Origin of the sequence: Paenibacillus sp. BR1-192, from assembly GCF_029542445.1 — a bacterium.
In the GTDB taxonomy this organism is placed as follows: domain Bacteria; phylum Bacillota; class Bacilli; order Paenibacillales; family Paenibacillaceae; genus Paenibacillus_AQ; species Paenibacillus_AQ lautus_A.
The window spans coordinates 1,016,009-1,039,477 of record NZ_CP120718.1 but is presented as its reverse complement, the minus strand read 5'-3'; the positions used below and the strand labels follow the sequence as shown (position 1 = coordinate 1,039,477).

At 53.2% G+C, this 23,469-nt stretch carries 24 protein-coding genes and 1 riboswitch; of the genes, 3 read left to right on the top strand and 21 right to left on the bottom strand.

Annotation, left to right across the window (positions count from 1 at the left end; all coding sequences use genetic code 11):
• Positions 1-2 precede the first annotated feature (2 nt).
• The 5 genes from purS to purE form a co-directional block, all read right to left on the bottom strand.
• The gene (gene purS, locus P0X86_RS04525; RefSeq protein WP_012819094.1) at positions 3-248 is read right to left on the bottom strand and encodes a phosphoribosylformylglycinamidine synthase subunit PurS; all 246 of its coding nucleotides are present in this window, start codon (positions 246-248) and stop codon (positions 3-5) included.
• 49 nt (positions 249-297) lie between these two features.
• Positions 298-1,188, bottom strand: coding sequence for a phosphoribosylaminoimidazolesuccinocarboxamide synthase (locus tag P0X86_RS04520; protein ID WP_036661950.1), 891 nt, complete (start codon positions 1,186-1,188; stop codon positions 298-300).
• 265 nt (positions 1,189-1,453) lie between these two features.
• Positions 1,454-2,749: an adenylosuccinate lyase gene (gene purB / locus P0X86_RS04515; RefSeq protein WP_009592336.1), complete on the bottom strand. Its 1,296-nt coding sequence runs from the start codon at positions 2,747-2,749 to the stop codon at positions 1,454-1,456.
• A gap of 3 nt (positions 2,750-2,752) precedes the next feature.
• Positions 2,753-3,940, bottom strand: coding sequence for a 5-(carboxyamino)imidazole ribonucleotide synthase (purK, locus tag P0X86_RS04510; protein ID WP_192569696.1), 1,188 nt, complete (start codon positions 3,938-3,940; stop codon positions 2,753-2,755).
• Positions 3,937-4,422, bottom strand: a complete 486-nt coding sequence (gene purE, locus P0X86_RS04505) for a 5-(carboxyamino)imidazole ribonucleotide mutase (protein WP_009592351.1) — start codon at positions 4,420-4,422, stop codon at positions 3,937-3,939. Before purE ends, purK begins: the two co-directional genes overlap by 4 nt.
• Positions 4,423-4,614: 192 nt before the next feature.
• Positions 4,615-4,716: riboswitch (purine riboswitch) on the bottom strand.
• 579 nt (positions 4,717-5,295) lie between these two features.
• Here purE and P0X86_RS04500 point away from each other — a divergent pair.
• Positions 5,296-5,907, top strand: a complete 612-nt coding sequence (locus P0X86_RS04500; RefSeq protein WP_213580261.1) for a histidine phosphatase family protein — start codon at positions 5,296-5,298, stop codon at positions 5,905-5,907.
• Positions 5,908-5,938: 31 nt separating this feature from the next.
• Here the strand turns inward: P0X86_RS04500 and P0X86_RS04495 are convergent, their stop codons facing one another.
• The 14 genes from P0X86_RS04495 to P0X86_RS04430 form a co-directional block, all read right to left on the bottom strand.
• Positions 5,939-6,217: a hypothetical protein gene (locus tag P0X86_RS04495; RefSeq protein WP_096774963.1), complete on the bottom strand. Its 279-nt coding sequence runs from the start codon at positions 6,215-6,217 to the stop codon at positions 5,939-5,941.
• A 188-nt stretch (positions 6,218-6,405) separates the two neighbouring features.
• Positions 6,406-6,840: a universal stress protein gene (locus P0X86_RS04490; protein WP_012819089.1), complete on the bottom strand. Its 435-nt coding sequence runs from the start codon at positions 6,838-6,840 to the stop codon at positions 6,406-6,408.
• 126 nt (positions 6,841-6,966) lie between these two features.
• Entirely contained in the window at positions 6,967-7,230 is a 264-nt protein-coding gene (locus P0X86_RS04485) for a DUF1294 domain-containing protein (RefSeq protein ID WP_012819088.1), read from the bottom strand.
• A gap of 239 nt (positions 7,231-7,469) precedes the next feature.
• Complete coding sequence (locus P0X86_RS04480) at positions 7,470-7,607, bottom strand: hypothetical protein (RefSeq protein ID WP_012819087.1); 138 nt, start codon at positions 7,605-7,607, stop codon at positions 7,470-7,472.
• A 107-nt stretch (positions 7,608-7,714) separates the two neighbouring features.
• Positions 7,715-9,853: a DNA topoisomerase III gene (locus P0X86_RS04475; protein ID WP_096774961.1), complete on the bottom strand. Its 2,139-nt coding sequence runs from the start codon at positions 9,851-9,853 to the stop codon at positions 7,715-7,717.
• A gap of 62 nt (positions 9,854-9,915) precedes the next feature.
• Positions 9,916-11,082, bottom strand: a complete 1,167-nt coding sequence (locus P0X86_RS04470; RefSeq protein WP_213580260.1) for a bis-aminopropyl spermidine synthase family protein — start codon at positions 11,080-11,082, stop codon at positions 9,916-9,918.
• Positions 11,083-11,443: 361 nt separating this feature from the next.
• A complete protein-coding gene (locus tag P0X86_RS04465; protein WP_228468791.1) occupies positions 11,444-11,896 on the bottom strand; it encodes a GNAT family N-acetyltransferase in 453 nt (150 codons plus the stop codon).
• Positions 11,896-12,552 (bottom strand): sigma-70 family RNA polymerase sigma factor, encoded by a 657-nt coding sequence (locus P0X86_RS04460; RefSeq protein WP_277747877.1) that lies wholly within the window; start codon positions 12,550-12,552, stop codon positions 11,896-11,898. The genes P0X86_RS04465 and P0X86_RS04460 overlap by 1 nt, the downstream gene beginning before the upstream one ends.
• A gap of 258 nt (positions 12,553-12,810) precedes the next feature.
• Complete coding sequence (locus tag P0X86_RS04455) at positions 12,811-13,638, bottom strand: MBL fold metallo-hydrolase (protein WP_096774957.1); 828 nt, start codon at positions 13,636-13,638, stop codon at positions 12,811-12,813.
• An 87-nt stretch (positions 13,639-13,725) separates the two neighbouring features.
• Complete coding sequence (locus P0X86_RS04450; protein WP_277747876.1) at positions 13,726-15,654, bottom strand: FtsX-like permease family protein; 1,929 nt, start codon at positions 15,652-15,654, stop codon at positions 13,726-13,728.
• Positions 15,629-16,399 carry an ABC transporter ATP-binding protein gene (locus P0X86_RS04445; protein WP_119849954.1) on the bottom strand — a complete coding sequence of 257 codons (771 nt, stop codon included), beginning with the start codon at positions 16,397-16,399 and terminating at the stop codon, positions 15,629-15,631. The genes P0X86_RS04450 and P0X86_RS04445 overlap by 26 nt, the downstream gene beginning before the upstream one ends.
• A gap of 689 nt (positions 16,400-17,088) precedes the next feature.
• Positions 17,089-18,075 (bottom strand): sensor histidine kinase, encoded by a 987-nt coding sequence (locus P0X86_RS04440; protein WP_277747875.1) that lies wholly within the window; start codon positions 18,073-18,075, stop codon positions 17,089-17,091.
• Positions 18,076-18,078: 3 nt separating this feature from the next.
• Positions 18,079-18,771: a response regulator transcription factor gene (locus P0X86_RS04435; RefSeq protein WP_096774954.1), complete on the bottom strand. Its 693-nt coding sequence runs from the start codon at positions 18,769-18,771 to the stop codon at positions 18,079-18,081.
• A gap of 61 nt (positions 18,772-18,832) precedes the next feature.
• Positions 18,833-19,567 carry an acyl-[acyl-carrier-protein] thioesterase gene (locus tag P0X86_RS04430; protein WP_277747874.1) on the bottom strand — a complete coding sequence of 245 codons (735 nt, stop codon included), beginning with the start codon at positions 19,565-19,567 and terminating at the stop codon, positions 18,833-18,835.
• A gap of 208 nt (positions 19,568-19,775) precedes the next feature.
• Here P0X86_RS04430 and P0X86_RS04425 point away from each other — a divergent pair, with 208 nt between their 5' ends.
• On the top strand, positions 19,776-20,033 hold the full coding sequence (locus tag P0X86_RS04425; RefSeq protein ID WP_009592319.1) for a GlsB/YeaQ/YmgE family stress response membrane protein: 258 nt from the start codon (positions 19,776-19,778) through the stop codon (positions 20,031-20,033).
• Positions 20,034-20,193: 160 nt separating this feature from the next.
• Here the strand turns inward: P0X86_RS04425 and P0X86_RS04420 are convergent, their stop codons facing one another.
• Complete coding sequence (locus P0X86_RS04420) at positions 20,194-21,087, bottom strand: SDR family oxidoreductase (protein WP_277747873.1); 894 nt, start codon at positions 21,085-21,087, stop codon at positions 20,194-20,196.
• A gap of 128 nt (positions 21,088-21,215) precedes the next feature.
• Here P0X86_RS04420 and P0X86_RS04415 point away from each other — a divergent pair, with 128 nt between their 5' ends.
• Positions 21,216-22,169 (top strand): helix-turn-helix transcriptional regulator, encoded by a 954-nt coding sequence (locus tag P0X86_RS04415; protein ID WP_277747872.1) that lies wholly within the window; start codon positions 21,216-21,218, stop codon positions 22,167-22,169.
• An 84-nt stretch (positions 22,170-22,253) separates the two neighbouring features.
• Here the strand turns inward: P0X86_RS04415 and P0X86_RS04410 are convergent, their stop codons facing one another.
• Complete coding sequence (locus P0X86_RS04410; protein WP_012819073.1) at positions 22,254-23,225, bottom strand: ring-cleaving dioxygenase; 972 nt, start codon at positions 23,223-23,225, stop codon at positions 22,254-22,256.
• Between the last annotated feature and the right edge of the window lie 244 nt (positions 23,226-23,469).

Below are 23,469 nucleotides of genomic sequence, written 5' to 3'. Positions count from 1 at the left end.
GTTTAGCCCTCCAATTCATAACGGTAGTTCTCTACCACCGTATTGGCCAGAAGCTTCTCGCACATTTCTTTCACTCGCAGCTCGGCTTCCTCACGGTTGTCCGTACCCAGCTCAAGTTCCATATATTTACCGATCCGCAGACTCTCCACTTCCTTGTACCCAATCGAATGAAGCGCCCCCTGCACCGCTACCCCTTGAGGGTCCAATACGCTCTGCTTAATCGTGACGTAGACCTTTGCTTTCAACATTGTATCCTGTTCCTCCTCGGTATATATGAATGAAATGGTTTATCAAAGCTTACAGGCTAACACCCGTGATTCGGCTGTAAATATCGCTGTAGCGGCGGGTCGTCTCCTCCACCACGGCTTGCGGCAGCGGATCCGGCTCACTGTTCTTATCCCAATCGGACGAAGCAAGATACGTGCGTACCGGCTCCTTATCCATACTGTCGATCTCAATGTCGAGCGCATAATTCTTCTCATCCCAGAAACGGGAGGAATCCGGCGTGAAAATCTCGTCGATCAGAACGATCTCTCCGTCGATCAATCCGAACTCAAACTTGCAATCGGCCAAAATAATGCCTTGCTTGCGGCAGTAATCGCGGGCAAACTTGTACAGCATCAGGCTTTTGTCCTGCAGCTGCAATGCCAGTTCCTCGCCGACAAGCTCCTTCATGCGGGAAAGCGGGATGTCCTCGTCATGACCGACATCGTTCTTGGCCGCCGGCGTGAAGATCGGCTCCGGAAAGGCCTCGTTCTTGCGCAGGCCCTCCGGCAGCTGAATGCCGTTGACCTCACCCGACGACTGATACTGCCTCCAGCCTCCGCCGGTGATGTACCCGCGCACGACGCATTCGATATCGATGCGCTCGGCCCTCCGGCACACCATGATGCGTCCGTCCAGCAGGTCCTTGTCCTTGACGGCATCGCCCAGCAGGTTCACGTCGGTATGCACGACATGATTGCGGATTAGCTGCTCCGTTTGTTCGAACCAGAAGGCGCTCAGCTTGTTCAGCACGGTTCCTTTAGCCGGAACGGGCGGCTCCAGCACATAGTCAAAAGCGGAAATACGGTCGGTTACTACGATGAGTACGTGCTCGCCCAGGTCGTACAATTCACGAACCTTGCCCTTGTACAGCAGCGGTACGTTGACCAGATGAGTGGCGGTCGATAATGCCGGTAATGTCATGTGTTCCTCCCCTTAGACTAGAGATTGTCTGCCTGTCATCACTACGAATGCGGATTATTTTTCCGATCTCTATTGCCCCCAGATTTCTATTACATAAGATTTAATGGTTGAAATCCGGGGGCAGCATATGCTTTCGATGCTAGCTTTCCGATGGAAAGCTTTCAGGAGACCGCTATCGCTTCTCCAAAACAATTCCGCCTTCTCCGTTGTAGAAATTGAATTTCTCTAGATCTTTTATGAATGCGGATTAATTTTGGTATCTTAATTACTCCAGTCCCAGCTTGGCAAAAATCGTATCCACATGCTTCAGGTGCCAGCTTGGATTGAAGGCATCTTCGATCTCTTCGGCGCTGAGCACCTCGGTGATCTCAGGCGTGGATTCCACGATCTCGCGGAATTGACGCTGCTCTTCCCACGCCTGCATGGCGCGTGGCTGAACGGTGTCGTACGCTTGCTCGCGGCTGAAGCCCTTGTCGATCAGCTTCGTCAGGATCCGGCCGGAGAAAGGAACGCCATATGTGCGGGCCATGTTGCGCTTCATGTTCTCCGGGAAGACCGTCAGGTTCTTCACGATATTGCCGAAGCGGTTCAGCATGTAGTTCAGCAGCATCGTAGCGTCCGGCAGGATGATACGTTCTACCGAGGAGTGGGAAATATCCCGCTCATGCCAGAGCGACACGTTCTCGTAAGCGGAAACCATGTGGCCGCGAATGACGCGGGCAAGGCCCGAGATGTTCTCCGAACCGATCGGATTCCGTTTATGCGGCATTGCGGAGGAACCCTTTTGTCCTTTGGCGAATGCCTCTTCTACTTCGCGAACCTCACTCTTCTGGAGCGCGCGTACTTCGGTAGCGAATTTCTCGAGCGAAGTAGCGATAAGGGCAAGCGTCGCCATGTATTCCGCGTGACGGTCACGCTGCAGCGTCTGGGTCGAGATCGGCGCCGCCTTCGTGCCGAGCTTGCGGCAAACGAATTCTTCGACCGAAGGATCGATATTGGCATACGTGCCGACAGCACCCGAAATTTTGCCGTACTGCACGCCATCAGCCGCATGGCGGAAACGCTCCAGATTGCGGATCATTTCTTCATGCCACAGCGCCATTTTCAAGCCGAAGGTCGTCGGCTCTGCATGCACGCCATGCGTTCTGCCCATCATCGGGGTATGCTTGTAAGCCAGTGCTTTCTCTTTCAAAATACCGATAAAGCGCAGGATGTCCTGCTCCAGAATATCGTTGGCTTGCTTGAGCAGATATCCCATCGCGGTATCCACCACATCCGTCGAAGTCAAGCCGTAGTGGACCCATTTGCGCTCCTCGCCAAGGCTTTCCGACACTGCACGGGTAAAAGCGATGACATCATGGCGGGTTTCCTGCTCGATTTCATAAATCCGATCTATATTGAAGGTCGCATTCTGGCGAAGCTTAACGGTGTCCTCCTTCGGAATGACGCCAAGGTCGGCCCATGCCTCGCATGCGCACAATTCCACTTCCAGCCATGCTCTGAACTTGTTCTCCTCGGTCCAAATCGCCCGCATTTCCGGTCTGCTGTAACGTTCAATCATCGTTTAATCCTGCCTCCAAATATTAGTTTTCTCTACCCATTCGAGCGCGTCATCGACGTCCCCGCACAAGAGGTTGATATGTCCCATCTTGCGGTTAGCCTTCGCCTCGCTTTTGCCGTAAAGATGAAGCTTGGGCACAACGCCGAGAGACTCTGCAAGCGCGTCGTGCTCTCCAAAACGCCGTACCGCTTCCTCCAGATGCTGCCCCAGGAGGTTCACCATGACGACCGGGCTCAGCAGCGTCGTATCCCCGAGCGGCAGATCGCAAATCGCTCTCACATGCTGCTCGAATTGAGAGGTTGAGCATGCCTCCATCGTGTAGTGCCCCGAGTTATGCGGACGAGGCGCAAGCTCATTCACGAACAACTCCCCCTCCTCGGTCACAAACATCTCGACGGCCAGCAGGCCAACAGCTCCCAAACCTTCAGCCACGCGTTCCGCGAGCTGGCATGCTTTGCGCTTTACTTCGCTCGGCACGCGCGCAGGCACAATCGACAAGTGCAAAATATTGTTGACGTGCACGTTCTCTGCCGGCGGGAAGCTCTTCACGATGCCGCTGGGCGTACGCGCCGCAATGACGGAGATCTCGCATGCGAACTTGACGAACTTCTCCAATACCAGCTCAGTCCCGCTGGCAGCCAGCTCCTTGTAAGCCGATTCGAGTTCATCTTCGCTGCGGAGAACCGCTTGCCCTTTACCATCATAACCTCCCGTGGCGGTCTTTAGCACGCATGGAAGTCCAAGTTCGGAGGCGGCGGACAACAAATCTTCCAAGCTTGTTATTTCACGATACGGTGCAACCGGCACGCCGGCCGCTTCGATCGCGGCCTTCTCGCGCAAGCGGTGCTGCGTAGTGTACAGCAGCTTGCTTCCCTGAGGAACATAAGACTGCTCCTCCAGAAGCTGGGCCACGCCCGCATCGACATTTTCGAATTCGTAGGTAATGACATCGGCCTTCGCCGCGAGCTGCCGGGCAGCCTCGACGTCGTCGTAACGGGCCGTAACCTGCTCTGCCATCTGGCCGAGCGGAGAGTTCGGCGTCGGATCAAGGGTGACGAACGAATATCCCATCCGGATTCCGTCCAGCGCGATCATTCGTCCGAGCTGCCCGCCGCCGAGAACGCCAATGACGGAACCCGGCAAAAGCTTTCTGCCGGATGCTCGCATCTGCTGTGCTCCGTTCTCCATCATAGGTTATCGCTGCTTTCCAGCACTTCGTCCCGGATCCGGTCCCGGCGCGCTTGCACTCTTTCGCGAATCCCTGCATCCGAGGTGCCAAGAATTTGGGCTGCGAGCAACCCGGCGTTCGTGGCTCCGGCTTTGCCGATCGCTACGGTTGCCACCGGAATGCCCCCTGGCATCTGTACGATCGACAGCAATGAATCCAGACCCTTCAACGCTTTCGATTTAACCGGAACGCCGATGACCGGCAGCACCGTTTTCGAAGCGACCATCCCGGGCAGGTGGGCAGCTCCGCCGGCTCCGGCGATAATGACGCGAAGCCCCCGGCCCTCCGCTTCCTCGGCATAACGGAACATCAGGTCCGGCGTCCGGTGAGCGGATACGACTTTTTTCTCATAAGGAATTTCAAGCTCGTCTAGCACCTGGCATGCATGGGACATCGTATCCCAATCTGATTGGCTTCCCATAATGACTCCTACTTGTGCTGTCATGAGTTACCCCCGCTTTCTGCGAAATTCGACATTCATATGACTGCTGAAAAAAAAGTCCGATCCCGTAAACACAAAGTTCTGTGCAGGTCTCGGACATACAAGGATTACGAACGCTGCCGCCTGCGTCAAGCGGAAGAGTCTTGCGCATCCGCCGCCTAAGAAGCAAACATGAAGCCAAGCCCCGTTGTTGCCGCACCGTTTGTATTCCCTCGTAGTCCGAAAATTTACGGTTTTCGGGTAGAGACTTCCGGGCCATATCCCCGGCTTTATACGAGACATATTCAATTTCATCAATCATGCTTCATAAGTTATTTTGAACCTCAACATCCTCAGTTTATCAATTTCTGACACCCAATGTCAACCTAAACACGAACAATCGGATTTACAGAAAAAATAATGTTCGTATCTAGGGAGTAAGCAATGCTGCAGCAAAAACTTCTTGGAGATTGCGGGCTTTATTGAAGGCACGGGCAACGGCCGTACATAAAAATGGTATGGGCAGTGATGGCAGCGCTGCGCTGACGCATCGTGATTCCGATCGCTGTTAAACACGGGAAACTGGATTGAATCATATTGGGTTGTTTCCCGTGTTTAAAGGCGAACGCTGGCGCTTCTCCATCCACGATTCGTCCGCTCCGCTGGAGTTTCTTCAATGAAGAATTTTATGCTGCTGCATTGAGGGTAAGGGAAAAGTATTATCACAGAATAAAATAAGACCACATTCTGCTCTTTAATTGTAGCTACTTGCAAGGAAGTTGGGGGCGAGTGTCGAAATCTTAACATCCGTCATTAGAATTTAATACGACGAATCATCTAATCCGACGTTTAAATTTGAATCTCGCAAAATCAGAATCTATTTCTAAGGAGGAACCCATGGCTATCTATTTCGTAAGGCATGGTCAGGACGAAGAAGGATATCGCGGAGGATGGAGCCAGCGCGGTCTCACCGATGAAGGGATCAGGCAAGCGGAGAAGCTGGGGCAGTACTTGAATGAACACAAGCATGAATTTAATATCCGGCGGATCATTTGCAGCGATCTGCAAAGGGCTTGTCAGACAGCCGCAATCATTGCTGATAAACTTAGCCTGCCGCTGATCGGCTCCGAGGAATGGCGGGAGACCAACAACGGTCTGCTCGCTGGAATGCCCCACGCATTAGCGGAAGAGAAATTCCCCGGGCTGTATTTTTCCAGCTTACGGATGGACGAGAAATACCCTGGAGGTGAGAGCCCGCTAGAAAATTTCCAGCGGATCAAGGATACCTTCACCAAACTATGCCAGGATCAGGAATCGGCGGATCATCATGAGAACGTACTGGTTGTCACACACGGGGGAGTGATCAACATCATTTATCATCTAATTAAAGATACGGCTTGGACCAATAAGAATCCGTTCTTCCCGGCGGCGAACACCGGGCTGCACCGAATCGAGTATCGCGACGGGCGTTGGGAGCTTACCATCGAGAATGCCACCCCTCACTTATAATCGAGCATCGTACATTCACGTCATGCCTGTTCTACCGCTCCCCATGCTTGATGGCATCTACATATTGTTTGGCTTCAACCAGAGACAATCCCAATTCTTCCCTTACGGTTTTAATCGCTTTAATATCCTGCCCTTCCTGCAGCAGCCGTTTGACTTCCGCAGGCACCGGCGGCTCGGGTATTCCTAAATGGCTTGCGATTTGGTTCAACGCGGCCTGCTGCCGTTTCATTCGCTTCTCTATGGCCGTCATTCGGCTTGAAGCCATAAGTCCGACCAGAACGACCAAGATGATAAGAAGTATAATTTCCATAGGACCTCCTTTGACCAAATAATCACGAACACCCAACATGAACTGCGCTATAAGAAAAAAATCGATCGACGTATCTCATAAGAAGATAGACCGCATTTGACGATTTTTTTCTTGCGAGATCAGGAGGGTGAGTCGACTGAAGTGTATACGTTCCTATCAAAAAGGGACGCCTTCGCGTCCCTTCCACATTATTTTACGACAAGTACCGGAATCGTTGCATGCTGCACCACGTTATGGCTGACACTGCCCAGCACGAACTCGCGGATGCCGCCAAGACCGCGGCTGCCGATGACAATCAGGTCACTGCCGTTCTGATCCGCATACTCCAGGATGACCTCGGCCGGAGGACCCTGGATCATCTCCACTTGACCGTTAACGCCCGAATTCTCGATCCGCTCGCGGATTTCCTCCGTCGTCTGCACGGCCAGATCGTAAACATCTTTATTGAGTGAAGCTGGAATCGGGGCAAGCCCTTCCCCAACGAAGAAGCGAGGAAAATCGTAAGCATGAATGACATCCAGCGTCGCTCCCGGCGTTACCTTGGCAAGTTCCACTGCACGTCCGAGCGCTTTATTCGCTGCTTTGGAGCCGTCGTAAGCTAGAAGAATTTTAGTAAAAAGCATACAGGCCACCTCTTTCTGTTGTTAAAAGACCTACTACTTATTATTAAACAGCTTCATACCGGTATGAAACGAGCTTGCCGACTAACTGTCGGCGACACCCCTATGTAAATCATGGCAACAAACAAGCTAACCCCAGAAATACGTATACAATGCAACGTTTACGACTAGCAGCAGCGGTACTCCGACTTTAAATGATAAATGCCTCGTCTTATGACGCTTGCGGTACATCGCGATCCATACGCCCAAAGCCCCGCCTATGGCGGCCAACAGAAAAAGCGTCCTCTCCGGAACGCGATCCCGCCCCAGCCGGGCACGCCGTTTATCCTCGGACATGACCAGATAGGCTACCGCGTTGATAAAAATAAACCAAACGATCAGTGCAGGTCTCACGTTGGTTCACGCACCCCCATTTCAACTGATCGATCTTGCCAATCAGCCATTAGCTATACGTTCTACCGCTATTATAAAACCGCAGGCTGATGAAGACAATGCCCGGCCATGCCTTAGGGGCATGACGCCAAGCGCTGTCCCTGATGCCATTACGAGGACACCGGCCGGCGGTTGTAAGATCCGACCGGCCCGTGCCCGGCATAATGACAACCCAAACATTTCTTAACCGCCACGAGCCATCAAGATTCGTTCTTGGATATTTCGTTCAGGCTCGGAACATAGTCTGCAGCCTTTTTCGGCTTGAGGGTTTTGCTCTCCTCCAGAATGCTTGATTTGTTTTGCTGGTTTTCGGTCTTTCTCGCTTTATGGTTCGGCATGCAAATCACCCCCTGTCCGTAGAATGGGCCATTGCACCCGAGGTTATGCTAACAACGGCAAGAAAAACGCAATCCATCTTAGCCCTATGAGATTAACGCTCGAGAGACTATTCCTTCCCTTTCTGCTCAAGCGCTGCCTTCAACAGATCGCCCAGGTTGGAACCGATCGACTCCTGCTTGCTGTACTGCTGCACGAGCTTCCGCTCCTCGCGTTTGTTCACGTGCTTGGCGTCCTTCTTCAGCGTTTCCGTAATGCCGCAGCCAAGGCACTGCACGAACAGCCCCGCCTTGCCTTCCTTCATCTCCATCTTCTTATGGCACTGCGGACAACGGCGGTTGGACAGGCGTTTCTCGCCTGAGCGCTTGTACCCGCAATCGTCACTCGGGCAGACAAGCAGCTTGCCGCGCTTGGTCTTCTTCTCGAGCAGCCGTGTGCCGCAATCCGGACAGTGGCTGTTCGAAACATTATGCGGCTTGTATTCCGCTTCGCTTCCCTTCACGTCCGTGACCAGCTTCTTGGTCATATCCCGTATGCCGCGCAGGAACGGTTCCGGCTTGCCCTGCCCCTTCGCGATCCGCTCGAGCTCGGCTTCCCACCGCGCCGTAAGCTCCGGCGTCCGGAGCTCCGGAGCAACCAGCTCGATCAGCTGCTTGCCTTTGCCTGTCGGATGGAGGGTTTGCCCCTGCCGTTCGATCGTGTCGGAGCTGACCAGCTTCTCGATGATGTCGGCCCGGGTTGCCGGGGTTCCAAGGCCGTGCTTCTCCATCTGGGAGAGCAGCGCCGCCTCGTTATACCGCTTCGGCGGCTGGGTCCGTCCCGGCTTCAGCACGCAGCGGACCACCTTCACCGATTCTCCTTCTTTCAGCTCCGGCAGGAGCTTGCCCGAAGAAGATGGGCCTTGACCATCGTCACTCTCGTCGTCCGTGTCATCCTCATAGTCGCCACCATACACCTCGCGCCATCCGCTGTCCTTGATCGTTGTCCCTTTCGCATAGAGCTGTTCGCCTTCAATCTGCACGGTCACCGATACGTTATCGTAACGGGCAGGAGGATAGAACAAGCTGATGAACCGGCGCACGATGAGATCGTACAGCTTGCGTTCATCGACCGACAGCTGATTCAGCAGCACGGTCTGTTCGGTAGGAATGATGGCATGGTGATCCGTAACCTTGCTGTCGTCCACGACCCGTTTGCCTGGCGACAAATTCTTGCGAAGCAGCGGGCGCGCAATGGACGCATACGGTCCGATCGCAATGCTCGACAGCCTTTCCTTCAACGTCCCGACCATATCGGATGTCAGGTAACGGCTGTCCGTGCGCGGATAGGTGACCAGCTTATGCTGCTCGTACAGGCGCTGCAGCACATTCGAGGTCTGCTTGGCCGAGAACCCGAATCGGCGGTTGGCATCCCGCTGCAGCTCGGTCAAATCGTATGCCAGCGGATGCGGTTCGGTTTTCTCGCTCTTTTTCACGCTCACGATTTTTCCCGTGCTGCCTTCCAGCTTCTGCTTCAGCTTGGCGGCCTTGTCCTTCTCGAATAAACGGCCGTCTCCGCCGGCCGGACGCCACGAAACCTCAAAGCTTCCGAGATCGGCCTGCAGCGTCTCGTATTCCTGGGAGCGGAAATTCACGATCTCCTTCTCGCGGTCCATGATCATTCCGAGCGTCGGCGTCTGAACCCGGCCTGCGGACAGCTGCGCATTGAATTTGGTCGTCAGCGCGCGCGTCACGTTCAGTCCAACCATCCAATCCGCTTCCGCCCGGCAGCGTGCGGACTCGTACAACCGGTCGAACTGCTGCCCCGGCTTGAGGGATGCGAAACCTTCCTTGATTGCCTTATCCGTCTGGGAAGAAATCCATAACCGTTTGAACGGCTTGTTCCACTTCGCCATTTTCAGGATCCAGCGTGCAAGGAGTTCCCCTTCGCGGGCGGCATCGGTGGCAATAATCATCTCCCCGACGTCCGAACGCTTCATCAGATGCTGCACCGTCTTGAACTGGTGGCTTGTTTCCTTCAACACCTTAAGCCTCGTGTTGTCCGGCAGGATCGGCAGATCCTCCAGCGCCCAGGTCTGGTACTTCTTATCATAATCCTCGGGTTCGGCAAGCCCCACCAAATGTCCAAGCGCCCAGGTCACAATATATTTCGGTCCTTCAAAATAATTCTTCTGCTTCTCGCGGCTGCCCATCACTCTCGCAATTTCCTTCGCAACGGACGGCTTCTCAGCCAATACTAATACTTTCATAGCCCTCCCCTTCCTCTGTTCCCCTATTATAACCTCCCAGCGATTGTTTCCACAAAAACGAATCAGATCATTTTCTTCGCCAGCCGGGTGAACGCATGATGGGCACATGCCGGACAGCCCTGCTTCTTCAAATCCTCGATCGTGGTAAAATCGCCCTGCACGCCCACCTGCAGCTCGCTCTGGCATTGGGTGCATCGGTAGGTTCGGACCGTCCGCCGAACCTCGCCTGTATAAAGCTCATCCTCAAAAGAGCCCTTAATCGGCGGCTCCGTATATTCCGTCGTTGTCAGCACGATCATTTGGCCGCTATTGCCGATCATCTGCGCTCCGATATATTGATTGAAATGAAGCTGCACCTGTCTGACCGACAACCCCATGCGGACGAATTCGCGCTGCATGGACCATGTGAAGTCGGGTGATTTATGCGCAAACGAGAGAAAGATGGGGCAGCCCTTCTCGGGCTTCAGCGCGCTAAGGCCACGGGACAAGAACAAGGTCAAGCCTTGGAGCGTATACGGCGGATCCGTGAAAAAGCAATCGTATTGCCCTTTCCATTCCTGGGGCAGAGGCCGTCTGAGATCGGCATGCCTGCATGTAACCGATACATCTTCCCTTGCAGCCACGTCACCGATAAACCGCAGGAAGCGTTCATCGATATCCATCACGGTGAGGCCCGCTCTCTGCCCCTTGGCGTTCGGGAAGAGCCGTTTCAGCAGCAGGCCAAGCGAAATGCTCACGAGATCGTCGTCGCCCACGCACAGGATGTTTTTCCCGATCAGGCTGTGCTCCCTCAGGCACAGAATCGCCCTCCGGAGACTCGTCTCGACTGTGCATTGGGATTGGTCGATTTGAACATCGACCTGCGGGCGCTGGTCCAGAATCTCCGTGAGCCTCGCCAGCACATCGGAAAGCTCCGTCCGCCAATCCGCTTCGCCGGCCAGCAGCGTATGATACAGATCGATATCGATGCCGCCGTATCCCAGCTGTTGTTCGACATAAAGCTTTCCGGCAGAGGTGCAGCGCACTCCCCGCTCTTGAACGAGTGCTCCGGCTTTGATGAGCTCCTTCTTGATCGCGGCAGCGACCGGAAGCGGCAGACAGGTATGGCGTGCCAGCTCCTTGGTGGATATGCCCGGGCGCATATAACTTGCTGTCAGCAGCTGTTCGATCACCTGGGTACCTTCCTGCAGGGAAACCTTCTTTTTTACCTCTTCTATATAATGGATCATGTGAAATCACGCTCTCTTCCTGAGTATGGGTTGCACTTCCCCTGGAAAAGAACACACACGACCCCCTGCGTGCTGATAAACCGACATGAAAAAGGGACAGAAGTCCATGAACCATCGTCCACCTTCTGCCCCTTGAGCGGGAAGCCGTACCCAGGGTACGGCTATGTACAGTCAATATGATTATGGATGGCTGTTGTGTTCTTAACCAGGTGGACTCCAGCCTTCGAGCCATCGCAAATAAACCTCGCATCAGTAAGGTTTTTTCGCAAAGCGCTTGCCAGAGTCCTATAAAATTTGGTTAGTTAAGAACACGCACCGACATCAAGACAACTCCCCTATTTCAATCGAATTATCAAACCGCTTAAAACTTGTTGGACATAAAAATAATGTCCTGCTTCACTTCAAAACCATGCTTCCGATAAAAATCTTCGGCCGGAAGCCCCTTTCCCGTTAGCAGTACCATGCAACGAATGTTCATCGAATGTAAGTAGGCCTTCATTCCATTCATGAGCGCCGAGCCTAGACCGCTGCGCTGCAAACCGGTATCGATGAAATATTCCTGGATATGGTACTCCTTGCCGCTGTACCAGCTCTTTGTATGGCCAAAGGAGGCTCCCAGGATGCTGCCCTCCTGTTCGATAACGAATCCCAGGAACACCGGATTGTCCATAAATTCCTTAAGGTATTGCTGTACATGCAGCACAGAGTCCCACTGGTCGAACCAGGGTTCGCCGTTAAAGACCTTGAGCATCAGCTCGGAGCATGGCTCAAGATCGGATTCGTCCATCCATCTGACATTCGGATTCTTTCCCATTAAGCGGCTGCCCCCCATGATCCTTGCATCTTGTTGAAGTCGGCAAGCCTTCCCGCCGGAATCGCATTATATATAGGAGCAAAGTCATTCAGACTCGACTCCTTACAAACTATCGGGTGATGGCTCACGTTCCTTTCCGTGGAGGATTCCAGTCTTTCCGCCAATATGGCGCGCGCCCGGTGCAGACGGGATTTCACCGTTCCTTCCGGTATTCCTGCGATTTCGGCGATAGCTCTGATCGGCATATCCCTGTAATAGTGAAGCTGAATGACCCTGCGTAAATCGTCTTCCAGATGTGCTACGGCCTCCTTAAGCTCGATCGCTTCATACGGCATTGCATCGGCAACCTCATCGACAGGCGCAACGGTACGCTGCCGCTGCTGGGAGCGCAGCAATTGCAGGCATTCATGAATGAGAATGCGGCTCAGCCATGTTTTGAAAAAAGCAGGCTCTTTCAAGGAAGGCATAGCTGCGAAGAATTTTACGATCGTTTCCTGTACGGCATCCGCGCAGTCCTCTTCCCGCTTCAGATATAGACGGGCCAAACCGTACAAATTACGCTCGTTAGCAAGGATCAGCCTGCTGAAGGCTTCCGGGTCCCCCTGCTGGGCAAGCCGAACATCGCGCTCTATATCGGATTTCTTGTTTTTGTTCACGTTATGAGACCTCCTTTGTGGCGCTTCCTCGGGCCTTACATAAGTTAGATGCCTGAGAGCGCACCCAGGTTCACGCACTTTATTATTTTTTTTGAAAAAAGCGGGTGCCGCGATCACCTACATTTTCGCACAGTTCCGTTCATTCTTTCCATATTGAATCTTCAACATATGAAAAGACACCGCAAGGTCGTTAACCTCACGGTGTCTCGTTTAGCCTATAAATCGTTCATGCCATGAAAATTAAATGCTGCCCTCGATTCACTTTCCATCCGCATCCTTATCCACATACCGACCTTGCTCGGGAACGGCCAAACGGTCAAAGTCCCGGGCCAACCGCGCAAGCGAAGTCGTTAGTTCTTCACCGCGCATGGAGACGCCGTGCCCCGTGACCAGAATTTCGGGATTCAGGCTTGCCAGGCGGCGAACCGATTCACGCGCCAGATCCCAATCCGGAGTAAAATACATCGGCGGACCGTGAAGCTCCTTCTCCTGCCCGATGACGGCAAGCGCCGACTCCTGCTTCACCGTAATGACCGCGTCTCCCGCTACGAGGACCCGATCCCGTTCGCGGAACAGGGAAACATGTCCGGGGCTATGCCCCGGCGTCGGCAGCCATTTGAATTCGGGAAGACCGGGTACGCTTCCGTCCTCCGGCAGCGGTCGTATCCTCGATCCCAGATCGATGGCTTTGTTCGGATACATGGGAGCAACGCGGGCCATCAATCCCCCGCCTACGCTCGGATCCCCCGGAGGATAGTCTTCTTGTCCCGTAAGAAACGGCAGTTCGCTCGGGTGTGCGTAGACGGGAACGTTCCAGCGATCGGCTAATTCCTTCACATTGCCCACATGGTCGAAATGGCCATGCGTCAGCACGATGGCCACTGGCGGCTTGCCGAATCGGTTCTCCGCTTCTTCCGCAATGGAGCCTTCGAAATTTCCGAGTCCCGTATCAATCAGCACCCAGTCACCGGTTCCCGGCGTACCGATCATTTGGACGTTCACCATGACGGTACGCAAGGAAAGAATATCGGTCGTAACCTCTTCGGTCTCTACGGCACCCGTCTTTAACATGCTGTGATCATTCATTATGGAATCGCCCCCATTTCTCGTTGTTGAGTGCTTCTTGTAATAACATACCCGTTTTGGCCCTTTTCAACGAAGAAATGGCGGTTTTTACTGAATGATTTTGTTGAGACGCTCCAGATAACGCCAGCGAGTAATAAAGAAATACATGATCTGGATGCTCAGGAAGAAGATGAAGATCTTCAAACTATGCCCTACGATCGAGAAGTCTACCAGCTGCTGAAGCGCAACAAAGGCAACGCCGCTATGGATGAGTGCGATTAACATCGGCAAAAAGAACATAATGACAAGCTGCTTGGTAATGATGGTGCCAAGCTCTTTTTTGCTGAGTCCCACCTTGGCAATCATGCGATACTGCTGTTCGTCCCGGGCAAGATCCGCGTATAGCCGGAAATATACAAAGCTTGCCGCGAAGGTAAAGAACACGATGCCGACCAGGCCGCTAACCATAAGCAGAATGCCGTTCTGCTGCTGGGCGCTTTTCCAATCCAAGTACAATGACTTGAGATAATAGCTGTAGTCTTCCGGCTCTTTAAGACGTTCCTGAATCGATCTGGACACATCCCCCGTATTCTTCCAATCCTGCACGTAAAACGTATGGAATGCCGCATAACCGAATTCCTGATCCTCTTGTGCCTGGAGCACATCCTTATACAGGCGGTCGGATACGACCAGCGTATCGCCGTAGGTCGCGGGCACCGCAATGAACGTTTCGGCTTTGAGCACCTTGACGATTTCCGATGTTTTCCCGTTTATCACCTCGAATTGATCATTCCCAGGACCATCGATTCGGTAGCTGTTCTTCTCCGTGACGGTCCCCGGGGTCAGGATGCCTTCCAGGTCGCCCAATGTTTCTGACGGGTAACCCATCGACTGAATAAGACTGTTATATTCGCTGAGCTTAATCAGATTGATCCCGTTATCCGAAAATATCGGAGTAACCTCCGCCTCCTTGTACTGAAATCCGCCCTTCTTGAGCTCCTCCCTGATCATATCAAGATGACGATTCCCTTTATCAGCGTTCTCATCATTCATAGTGTACGTATAGGCATAAGGATTCTCCATGGCCGACAGGCCGGGATCCCCGATTGCAAGCGTGGTGCCGATCCCGGTAAAGGCGGATGCCGAGATGACCGATACGAGGAAGAACATCACCGCATTGTCTTTGATTCTGTACAGCAGCTCCGAGATCGTCAGCAGGTTGGTTCGGCGAAAGAAGAACCGCTCTTTCTTCTGCAGATACCGCATAAAAAACACGCTGAACTGAGTGAAGAGAAAATACGTGCCGATAATGACGAATATAACGCCGCCAAGCAGCAGGAACAGATTGAAGATTTGGAGAATGGCAAAAACCAGGACCATGCCGTAACCGGTTCCGATCAACAGGACAGCCAGCACGGCCAGCCAAGGCGATGCTTTCGGCTGCGGCTTGGGGCTTTCCTCTGCTTTCACCAGGGCGAGCAGCGTGCCCTTACGCAGCATGAACGAGGAGAACAACGCAATCAGCAGGAACAATACCGCATAAGCCGCAGCCGTAACGATCAGCGATTCGAGCGGAAAATAAAACGGAAGTCCGGTATCCACGGCCAGCAGCTTGGCGCTGATTAACAGAATCAGCTTGGAGAACAGCAATCCCGTTCCGATGCCGACTACGATCGCTGCAGCGCCAATCAGGATATTCTCGATGAACAGCATCCGGTTCAATTGCTTGCGGGACATGCCGAGGATCAGCAGAATGCCGAACTCCTTTTTCCGAACCTTGATGAAAGCCCCCACCGAATACAGCAGGAAGAAGAAGGAAAACACAAACACAATGTATTGCGATACCGTCATGCCCATTGTGCCCAGCATGGACATGGTATCGCTCGAGGAGACCAGGCCGTCCTTCAGCTGTGGGTGAAACGACAGCAGCCCGTAGGTAAAGAAAATCATGACGGAGAAGGCACTGCTCAGGAAATGGGCAATATACGTGCGCTTGCTGCGCAGGACATTGTTAATGGCGAACTGGCGAAAATTCATGTCCCGAACCTCCCAGCAGCGATAACACGTTGATGATTTTTTGATAGAAGGCCGATTGGCTCTCGCCGTACGTGATTTCGTTGTATAACTGTCCGTCCTTGATAAACACCACCCGATTGCAGTAGCTTGCTGCCACCGGGTCATGGGTGACCAGCAGCATCGTCACTTGGTCTTCCTTGTTTCTCCGGTCCATCATTTCCATGACGTCGCGGGCCGACTTGGAGTCCAGGTTGCCTGTCGGCTCATCGGCCAGAACCAGCTTCGGTACGTGGATCATGGCCCGAGCTATCGCCGTCCGCTGCGCCTGTCCCCCCGATATTTCATAAGTCCGCTTATCCAGTATCGATGTGATGCCCAGTTTATCGGCCAAAATGCCGACACGGCGGTTCATCTCATCCAGATCCACGCCGTCCAGCGCCAGGGGGAGCAGGATATTCTCCTTCACCGTCAGCGTATTCAGCAGGTTGAAGGACTGAAAGACAAATCCCAGCTCACGCCGGCGGAACATGGCGAGTTTATCCTGGGATAATCGGAACGGATCCTCCCCGCCGATGGTGATCTCCCCGGACGTAGGTCGGTCGATGGTGGAGATCATGTTGAGCAGCGTCGTTTTTCCGCTGCCGGAGGGGCCCATGATGCCGACGAATTCCCCTTGGTTGATGCTCAGATTGATATTGGAAAGCGCCTCGTGGGACACCGCGGCCTTATAGACTTTGCCCAGATTGCGCACGTTTAATATTTCCATCTTGTTGTAAACCTCACTTTCGTTATTTCGTTCTTGTAAGGTTAGTGTATAGCATCCGGCAGGCCATCTCCTATCGATCACTCTTTCGCCAACCTTACATCGGTGTAAGATTCATGCGCAGACCCGCTCTGGGTACGTCACGGTCGCAATCTAAAGGGCGCTTCGAGTGCGTACGGTTGCGATTCCAGAGGCGCTCCTGTACGTCATTGTTGCGATTCTAAAGGTGCTCCGTGTACGTCATTGTTGCGATTCTAGAGGCCGCTACGAGTATGTCACTGTTGCGATTCTCAGGCCGCTACGAGTACGTAACGTTCCTACGATCGCTGTTGCCCCCAAATTTTCTGAACGATTACACCGAGGTGAAAATTCGGGTGCAAAGGCGACCGCTTCGCTTCTTCGGAATCGTTTCGTCCTCTTTCGCTGGTGCGTGCCAATACCTACTCATGATTTAAAACAAAAGAAAGAACCTTACATCAAGGCTTTATGATGGGTCAACATCCATCATTTACCCGAGATAAGGTGCTTTCGGTAACGTATTTAGGTGACTCAATCCAAAGTTCAATAAGAGATCAAACCAAATCTTACCCAGCCCATGCTTTACTGCCTTATATAATTTCAATGTCGTGAATGTCACCTGTAACAGCCATAATTGAACTCTGCCTCCATGAGACGTCTGTACAAAGCAGATCTCACCCCGAGAAAATCAGCCTCACGGTCGTTCCTCTTCCCGGCTCGGATTCCAACTCGATTTGGTGGTTCATTTTATGGACCACTTCTTTGACGAGATACAAGCCCATGCCGGTGGATTCCTTCAGCTTGCGGCCGTTTTCCCCGGTATAGAACGGGTCGAACACCCGCTTCAAGTCGGATGGCGGTATGCCCATTCCCCGGTCCGTGATCTCCAGCACCACATGGCGGTGGTCCTCCGTCCGGCGGGCCTGGATCGTCACCTTAAGCCCGGTTCCGGCAGAATATTTAATGGCGTTGGACAGCAGCTGCAGCATGATGAACCGAAGCCATTTGGCATCCGTCTGAACGGTGAGATCCGAATCGATCCGGACCTCCGGATACACATGACTGTGAATAAAATAACGCTTGTTCTCGTGCACCGCCTCGACTGCCGCCTGATGAAGCTTCACGGGCTCCACGCTGAAATCCTGCTCGAAGGTTTCGAGCCTGGACATGTAGAGCACCATCTCCAGCCCGCGCCGAATCCGGTCGGATTCCTCGGATAAACTCTTGAAGGCGTCGTTATCATCCTCCTGCGTGATCATCTCAATGACGGACAGCGGCGTTTTCATCTGATGCACCCACTGATTCATGAAGATCATATGCTCTTTCCGCCGGCGCTCCCACTCTTCCATGACCGTGCGGTATTGACGGTACTGCTCTTCCATAAGCTCGCTAAGGGCCGTAGGCAGCGGGGCCGACTCGTTATGCTTGATCGATTCCTCCAACGACCTGATGGGCTGCGACAGCCGCTCATAGAAATCCCGGTGCGTGAAATACCGGAATGCCAAGTACCCGCCAAGAATGGTCAGACCGAGGAAAACGGCATAAGCCGCTGTCACCGGATGATCATAGCCGTCATACCAGAATACGAGCAGCACCACGAACAAGGCCGCGGTTACAAACAGAATGAGGGGCAAATGCTCACGCCAAAACAGCTTCTTCATTGCCTACCTCTTCCATACGGTATGCAGCCTGTACCCCGAACCGCGAATCGTTTCCAGCGCATTCTCAATCCCTAACTCCCCTAGCCGTTTCCTCACCCGGTTAATATTCACGCTGAGCGTATTATCGTCCACGAACGTATCGTCCCACAGCTTCTCCAGAATCGTCTCGCGCGTCACAAGCCGGGGGCTCCGGCTCAGCAGCGTTTCCAGAAGGACCGTTTCTTTTTTCGTGAGCACGGATGTCTGATCGTGAAGAGTCAGCTCCATCCGTTCGGGATAGAGGACAAGCCCGTCCTTCTCCACCGTACGCTCGGCGGATGCTGCCGCATAGTCGCCGTATACGCGGCGCAGCTGGCTGTGGATTTTGGCGATGACGATATCGTAAGCAAACGGCTTGGTGATATAATCATCCGCGCCGTTCTCCAAGGCCCGGAGCTGATCCGGCGTCCCGTTACGGGCCGAGATGAATATAATCGGGCAGGTCGATACCGACCGGATCTGGCGGCACCAATAATATCCGTCAAAGCTTGGCAGGTTCACGTCGAGAAGAACGAGATGCGGCTTCATCTCATGGAACTGCTCCAGCACATGATCGAAATCCTCGACGATGTTTCCTTCATTTCCGTACCGTTCGATATGCGATTGCAGCAGCCCCGCCAGCTTGGGGTCATCCTCAACGATCATGATTTTGTACATCCGTTCACCCTCCATGAAGCGTCAGGCCGCTCTCTCCCCTCCGTAAGAACAACCTGATGGTTTATGATCCCCTAACGATAGCCGCTTCAAAAAAGTTGGTTCCGTCCGGCGATGTGCCCTGCACGTACACCCGATTGTTCTCCTCGGCCGAACGCTTGATCACCATCGTATCCTTCAGTCTGGCCTCGTTATGGTATGTAATTTTGAAGCCGGTCACTCGCCCTTCCCGAAGTTCCTGCTCATCCAGCACGTCAAAGCTCAAATCCGCATACCGGGCGTTATTCAAATGGCCGTTCGTATCGATTCCACTATACCGGACCGTATACGTATAAACATCATCCAGCTGTACCCCTTCAGGCAACACGGCTTTGCTTGGCAGCTCTCCAACCGTTTCCTGACCGATCGGCACCTCGTACGGAAACATGGACGGACGCAGAATTTTCCGTTTATGAATGTCCACCAGCGCCCATACCGAGCGGCCCTCGCCCAGCAATTCCCCATCGCCGTTCTTGATCCGATAATCCCGATGCCACAGCGCCCCTTTGGACCCGCGGCTCCAGGTGTCCACATATACGGTTTCCATATCCCTTGGCATCCGCCGCATCTCAAGCTCCAGCGTAATCAGCATCCAGCCCATGCCCCGCTCGATCATTTCCTCGCGGCTGATTCCCAGCGCCTCAATATGCCGGTCAGCCGCTCTCTGCAAAATACTGAGCAGCGAAGACCATCGGCAGTCTCCCTTAAAATCTGCGTCAACGGATTGAATGGTATATTCTTCTGTCCATTTTTCTATCATGAGTCCCATGCCAGCTCCTTTATTTTCTCAACCTAACCACTCTCTTCAAGCATAATCAAAAAAATCGCATTTATCAAAGAACGAAGCAGCCTATCACTACGTTGGAAAATAATGATTTTATCCAAGTTGCTGGTCAATCCGGTTTAAAAGTCACGTCTTTGGTTAATAGTAAGGCACAAACAACTATAACTTATACGAGGTGATAAACATGAGTTTTCTTTGGTCATTAATCGTTGGCGGTATCATCGGATGGATTGCTGGTTTGATTATGGGCAGAGACATCCCCGGCGGTATCATCGGTAACATCATTGCTGGTTTCGTCGGTGCTTGGCTGGGCGGACTTCTGCTCGGATCCTGGGGACCTGAAATGGGTGGATTCTACATCCTGCCGGCGTTGATCGGTGCCGTCATTCTGGTCTTTATCGTCAGCCTGATCATGGGTTCGATGAGACGCGGCCGCTCATAACCACTTGAAATTGAACGTTGATGCGTAGTTTCTGCGATGTTCCGCTATGACATGGTTTAGACGTACTTACAGCGGTATTCGCAAGTGCAACGGACAATTTCCGTAACAAAACAGGGTGACCTATTCGCCATCATGGCATAGGTCACCCTGTTTTACATGTTTAAGTAATGGGAAGTCCCTGCTTCTTCGCGTAATTGCCCCAATGCGGCTTACTCCCGTCAATGTCGCTAAACCCGTATTCATCCGATAAGTCCCAGCTGGTCAGCGCCTTCCCGCTCTTGTCGGACACATCCGGATCGGCTGCCAACGCCGCAACCGCCTGCCCAAGAAAATATGGAGTCTCCGATTCGATGAAATGCGGTTCTTGTGCCGTGGCATCCCGCCAATTTTCTTCCGTAACGCCGAAGTGATCCAGCATTTGCTCCGAGCGCAGAAATCCCGGCGTCACGGATAGTGCGGTTACCTGATAGGGACGCAGCTCTTCCGCCATGGCTGCGGCCAGATGAATCGCCGAAATTTTTGCCAGGCTGTAATACAAATTCCCGCGATACCGGTACGTCGAGCCGTCCGTGACCTCAATGACCAATCCGCCGCCGTTCTCCACCATCAGCGGAACGCCGTAATAACTCGTGATCATATGCGTTGTCACTGCCCGCTCCTGCATCAGCAGTCCATCGGACAGAAATTGCTCCCAGAACGGAATATTCCAATGCGTCAGGTTCTCGCCGCCCCATATATCATTGACGAGGATGTCCAGCCGGCCTTGCTGCTCTTCACGAATGCGTTCAAACAACGCTTTCACTTGCTCTTCCACGGTATGGTCGCATTGCACGGCAATGCCGGTGCCGCCCCGGTCCGTCACCATCTCCGCCGTGTCGTCAATCGTCTCGGTCCGCTTGATATCCGACGCTTGGCCGCGTACGCTCCGTCCCGTGCAATACACCGTTGCCCCCGCGGCACCCAGCATCACCGCAATGGCGCGGCCTGCTCCCCGGGTCGCTCCGGCCACGACGGCGATTTTTCCTTGCAATGGCTTAGGATCATTCTTATTCATAGCGCTACCTCCAACTATATACTGAAGTATCTCAACGCCTTCATCGTATCAGACATATATGACATCCGTTGTCTTATATCCATGCTACAATACAATTAACTTCTATAGATACAGAGAGGTGACATAACTTGAGGGCGGATCGTCTATTATCCATCATGCTGATGCTTCAGAACGGGGGGAAGAAGAACACCCGTTATCTGGCGGAGCAGCTTGAGGTATCGGAGCGCACGATTATACGCGATATGGAAAGCTTGAGCTCGGCGGGCATCCCCGTGTATGCGGAAAGAGGATCCCAGGGCGGGTGGGTGCTGGAGGAGAGCTATCGAACGAACCTGACCGGCATGACGCCGGACGAGCTCATCTCCCTGCTGGTTTCCAGCCACAGCCCGCTGATCGGGGATTTGGGGATCCGTAAACAGTTTGATGCTGCCTATCAAAAATTATTGGCTTCCTCCCCACGCTCCATTCGGCAGGATGCCGAAATCATTCGGGAGAAGATCCATATCGATGGCGCAGGCTGGCACTCCTACCGCGAATCGCATCCGTATCTTACGGTTTTGCAGGAGGCGCTGTGGTTGGATCGCATCATGGATATCCAATACATGAAAGGAGAGGAACGAGTCGAAAGAAGGATTCATCCGCTCGGGCTGGTTGCCAAACGGAGTACCTGGTATGTGGTGGCCGAATCCCAAGGCGAGCTGCGAACCTATCGCGTATCGAGAATCGTGGATGCCGTCATGTCCGAGGATACATTCCAGCGTCCGGCCGGTTTTAATCTAGCCGAGTATTGGGAGGAGTCGCTGGCACGGTTCATGCAAAATCTCCCGCAGTATCCCGCACAGGTTCGCATGACCGTCGATCTGATCAAACGCTTTGAGCGGGAGCGGTACGTAAAAATACTCCGATGCGATATGGATAACCAGCACGACGGGTGGATAACGGCCGATTTGGAGTTCAACACCTTGGAATCGGCTTCGGCATTTCTTCTAAGCTGCGGGGCGGAAATCGAGGTGATGGCCCCCCAAGAGCTTAGGGAGCATGTCAGCATGGCGGCAAATGCCATATCGCGGCTATATGAATAGATCAAATTAAAACACCGGGCAATCGCCCCAAAAACAGAGGCTTACCCGGTGTCGTGTGTATTGCGTGCGCGATGTGCGCCATCTTCATTGAATCGTATGGAGAGGCTTCAGGTTGGCTTCGATCTGTTCCCGCTTCGGCTCCAGAAACGGCGGCAGCGCAAGGGACTCGCCGAGATGGTCGATATGCTCATCCGTGTCAAAGCCCGGACCATCGGTAGCTACCTCGAACAAAATACCGTTAGGCTCCCGGAAATACAAGGAACGGAAGTAAAAGCGATCGACAAATCCCGAATTCGAAAAGCCCACATCACCGATCCGGTCAATCCAGGACCGAAGCTCTTCCTCGTCCTCGACGCGGAATGCAACGTGATGAACGCCGCCGCGGCCAAGCCGCTCCTGCGGAAGATCCGTTCGTTCCTCCACGTGCACTTCCGCTCCCGTACCGCCTTCTCCCGTCTCAAAGACCAGGATATCGGGCTGCCCGTCTACTGGCGAAGCATAGTGCCCTTTGTAGCGGAAGCCCATCAGCTCCGTCAATACCTTCACGGTCTGCACTGGATTAGGCACGGTCAGCTGCACCGGGCCTAAACCGATGATGGCGTATTCCGCCGGAACCGGCCCCTTTTCCCATGGAACGCCGCCTGGAACTCCCTCGTTATGTTCATCCGAAACGAGAATGATGCGCTGGCCCTCGAAATCCCTGAAGAGAAGGGTCAATCGGCCCGCACGTTCCTTGATCTCCTCGCGTTCTACGCCGTGCTCGTCCAATCGCCGGGTCCAATATTCCAAGGCGCGGTCGTTCGGCACGCGCAGGGATGTCGCCGAAATGCTGTTGTTTCCCTCACGGGTCCGGCCGGCCATCGGAATTTCGAAGAAGGTAAGCTCCGTGCCTGGATTTCCTTTTTCGTCGCCATAAAACAGATGATATACCGAGACATCGTCCTGGTTCACCGTCTTCTTAACCAATCGCATGCCCAGAACCTTTGTATAAAATTCGAAGTTCCGCGAAGCCGCAGCCGTTAACGCGGATACGTGATGAATTCCTTTAAACTTCATGACTTCAACCTCCATTTATCGTTTTTTTCGTTATTAATAGCATGTTAACCATCTTCAATATTCATAGTTGCCTTCTGATTCGGGAGCAGCTTCGTTCTTCGCTGGCTTCTTTACGTTTTGCTTAATCTCAGTTTAGTATTTAAACCTTAAAACGTCAAGTCTTAATATTAAGATATTTAATATAAAAATAACAGAACTCCTTTTCCCCGATCAAACCCGGAAAAATGGATCTGTTATTCATTCC

Excerpts from the sequence above, each read along its gene's own strand:
- purS (WP_012819094.1), bottom strand. The coding sequence starts at position 248 with ATGTTGAAAGCAAAGGTCTACGTCACGATTAAGCAGAGCGTATTGGAC.
- P0X86_RS04520 (WP_036661950.1), bottom strand. The coding sequence starts at position 1,188 with ATGACATTACCGGCATTATCGACCGCCACTCATCTGGTCAACGTACCG.
- purB (WP_009592336.1), bottom strand. The coding sequence starts at position 2,749 with ATGATTGAACGTTACAGCAGACCGGAAATGCGGGCGATTTGGACCGAG.
- purK (WP_192569696.1), bottom strand. The coding sequence starts at position 3,940 with ATGATGGAGAACGGAGCACAGCAGATGCGAGCATCCGGCAGAAAGCTT.
- purE (WP_009592351.1), bottom strand. The coding sequence starts at position 4,422 with ATGACAGCACAAGTAGGAGTCATTATGGGAAGCCAATCAGATTGGGAT.
- P0X86_RS04500 (WP_213580261.1), top strand. The coding sequence starts at position 5,296 with ATGGCTATCTATTTCGTAAGGCATGGTCAGGACGAAGAAGGATATCGC.
- P0X86_RS04495 (WP_096774963.1), bottom strand. The coding sequence starts at position 6,217 with ATGGAAATTATACTTCTTATCATCTTGGTCGTTCTGGTCGGACTTATG.
- P0X86_RS04490 (WP_012819089.1), bottom strand. The coding sequence starts at position 6,840 with ATGCTTTTTACTAAAATTCTTCTAGCTTACGACGGCTCCAAAGCAGCG.
- P0X86_RS04480 (WP_012819087.1), bottom strand. The coding sequence starts at position 7,607 with ATGCCGAACCATAAAGCGAGAAAGACCGAAAACCAGCAAAACAAATCA.
- P0X86_RS04475 (WP_096774961.1), bottom strand. The coding sequence starts at position 9,853 with ATGAAAGTATTAGTATTGGCTGAGAAGCCGTCCGTTGCGAAGGAAATT.
- P0X86_RS04470 (WP_213580260.1), bottom strand. The coding sequence starts at position 11,082 with ATGATCCATTATATAGAAGAGGTAAAAAAGAAGGTTTCCCTGCAGGAA.
- P0X86_RS04465 (WP_228468791.1), bottom strand. The coding sequence starts at position 11,896 with ATGGGAAAGAATCCGAATGTCAGATGGATGGACGAATCCGATCTTGAG.
- P0X86_RS04455 (WP_096774957.1), bottom strand. The coding sequence starts at position 13,638 with ATGAATGATCACAGCATGTTAAAGACGGGTGCCGTAGAGACCGAAGAG.
- P0X86_RS04450 (WP_277747876.1), bottom strand. The coding sequence starts at position 15,654 with ATGAATTTTCGCCAGTTCGCCATTAACAATGTCCTGCGCAGCAAGCGC.
- P0X86_RS04445 (WP_119849954.1), bottom strand. The coding sequence starts at position 16,399 with ATGGAAATATTAAACGTGCGCAATCTGGGCAAAGTCTATAAGGCCGCG.
- P0X86_RS04440 (WP_277747875.1), bottom strand. The coding sequence starts at position 18,075 with ATGAAGAAGCTGTTTTGGCGTGAGCATTTGCCCCTCATTCTGTTTGTA.
- P0X86_RS04435 (WP_096774954.1), bottom strand. The coding sequence starts at position 18,771 with ATGTACAAAATCATGATCGTTGAGGATGACCCCAAGCTGGCGGGGCTG.
- P0X86_RS04430 (WP_277747874.1), bottom strand. The coding sequence starts at position 19,567 with ATGATAGAAAAATGGACAGAAGAATATACCATTCAATCCGTTGACGCA.
- P0X86_RS04425 (WP_009592319.1), top strand. The coding sequence starts at position 19,776 with ATGAGTTTTCTTTGGTCATTAATCGTTGGCGGTATCATCGGATGGATT.
- P0X86_RS04420 (WP_277747873.1), bottom strand. The coding sequence starts at position 21,087 with ATGAATAAGAATGATCCTAAGCCATTGCAAGGAAAAATCGCCGTCGTG.
- P0X86_RS04410 (WP_012819073.1), bottom strand. The coding sequence starts at position 23,225 with ATGAAGTTTAAAGGAATTCATCACGTATCCGCGTTAACGGCTGCGGCT.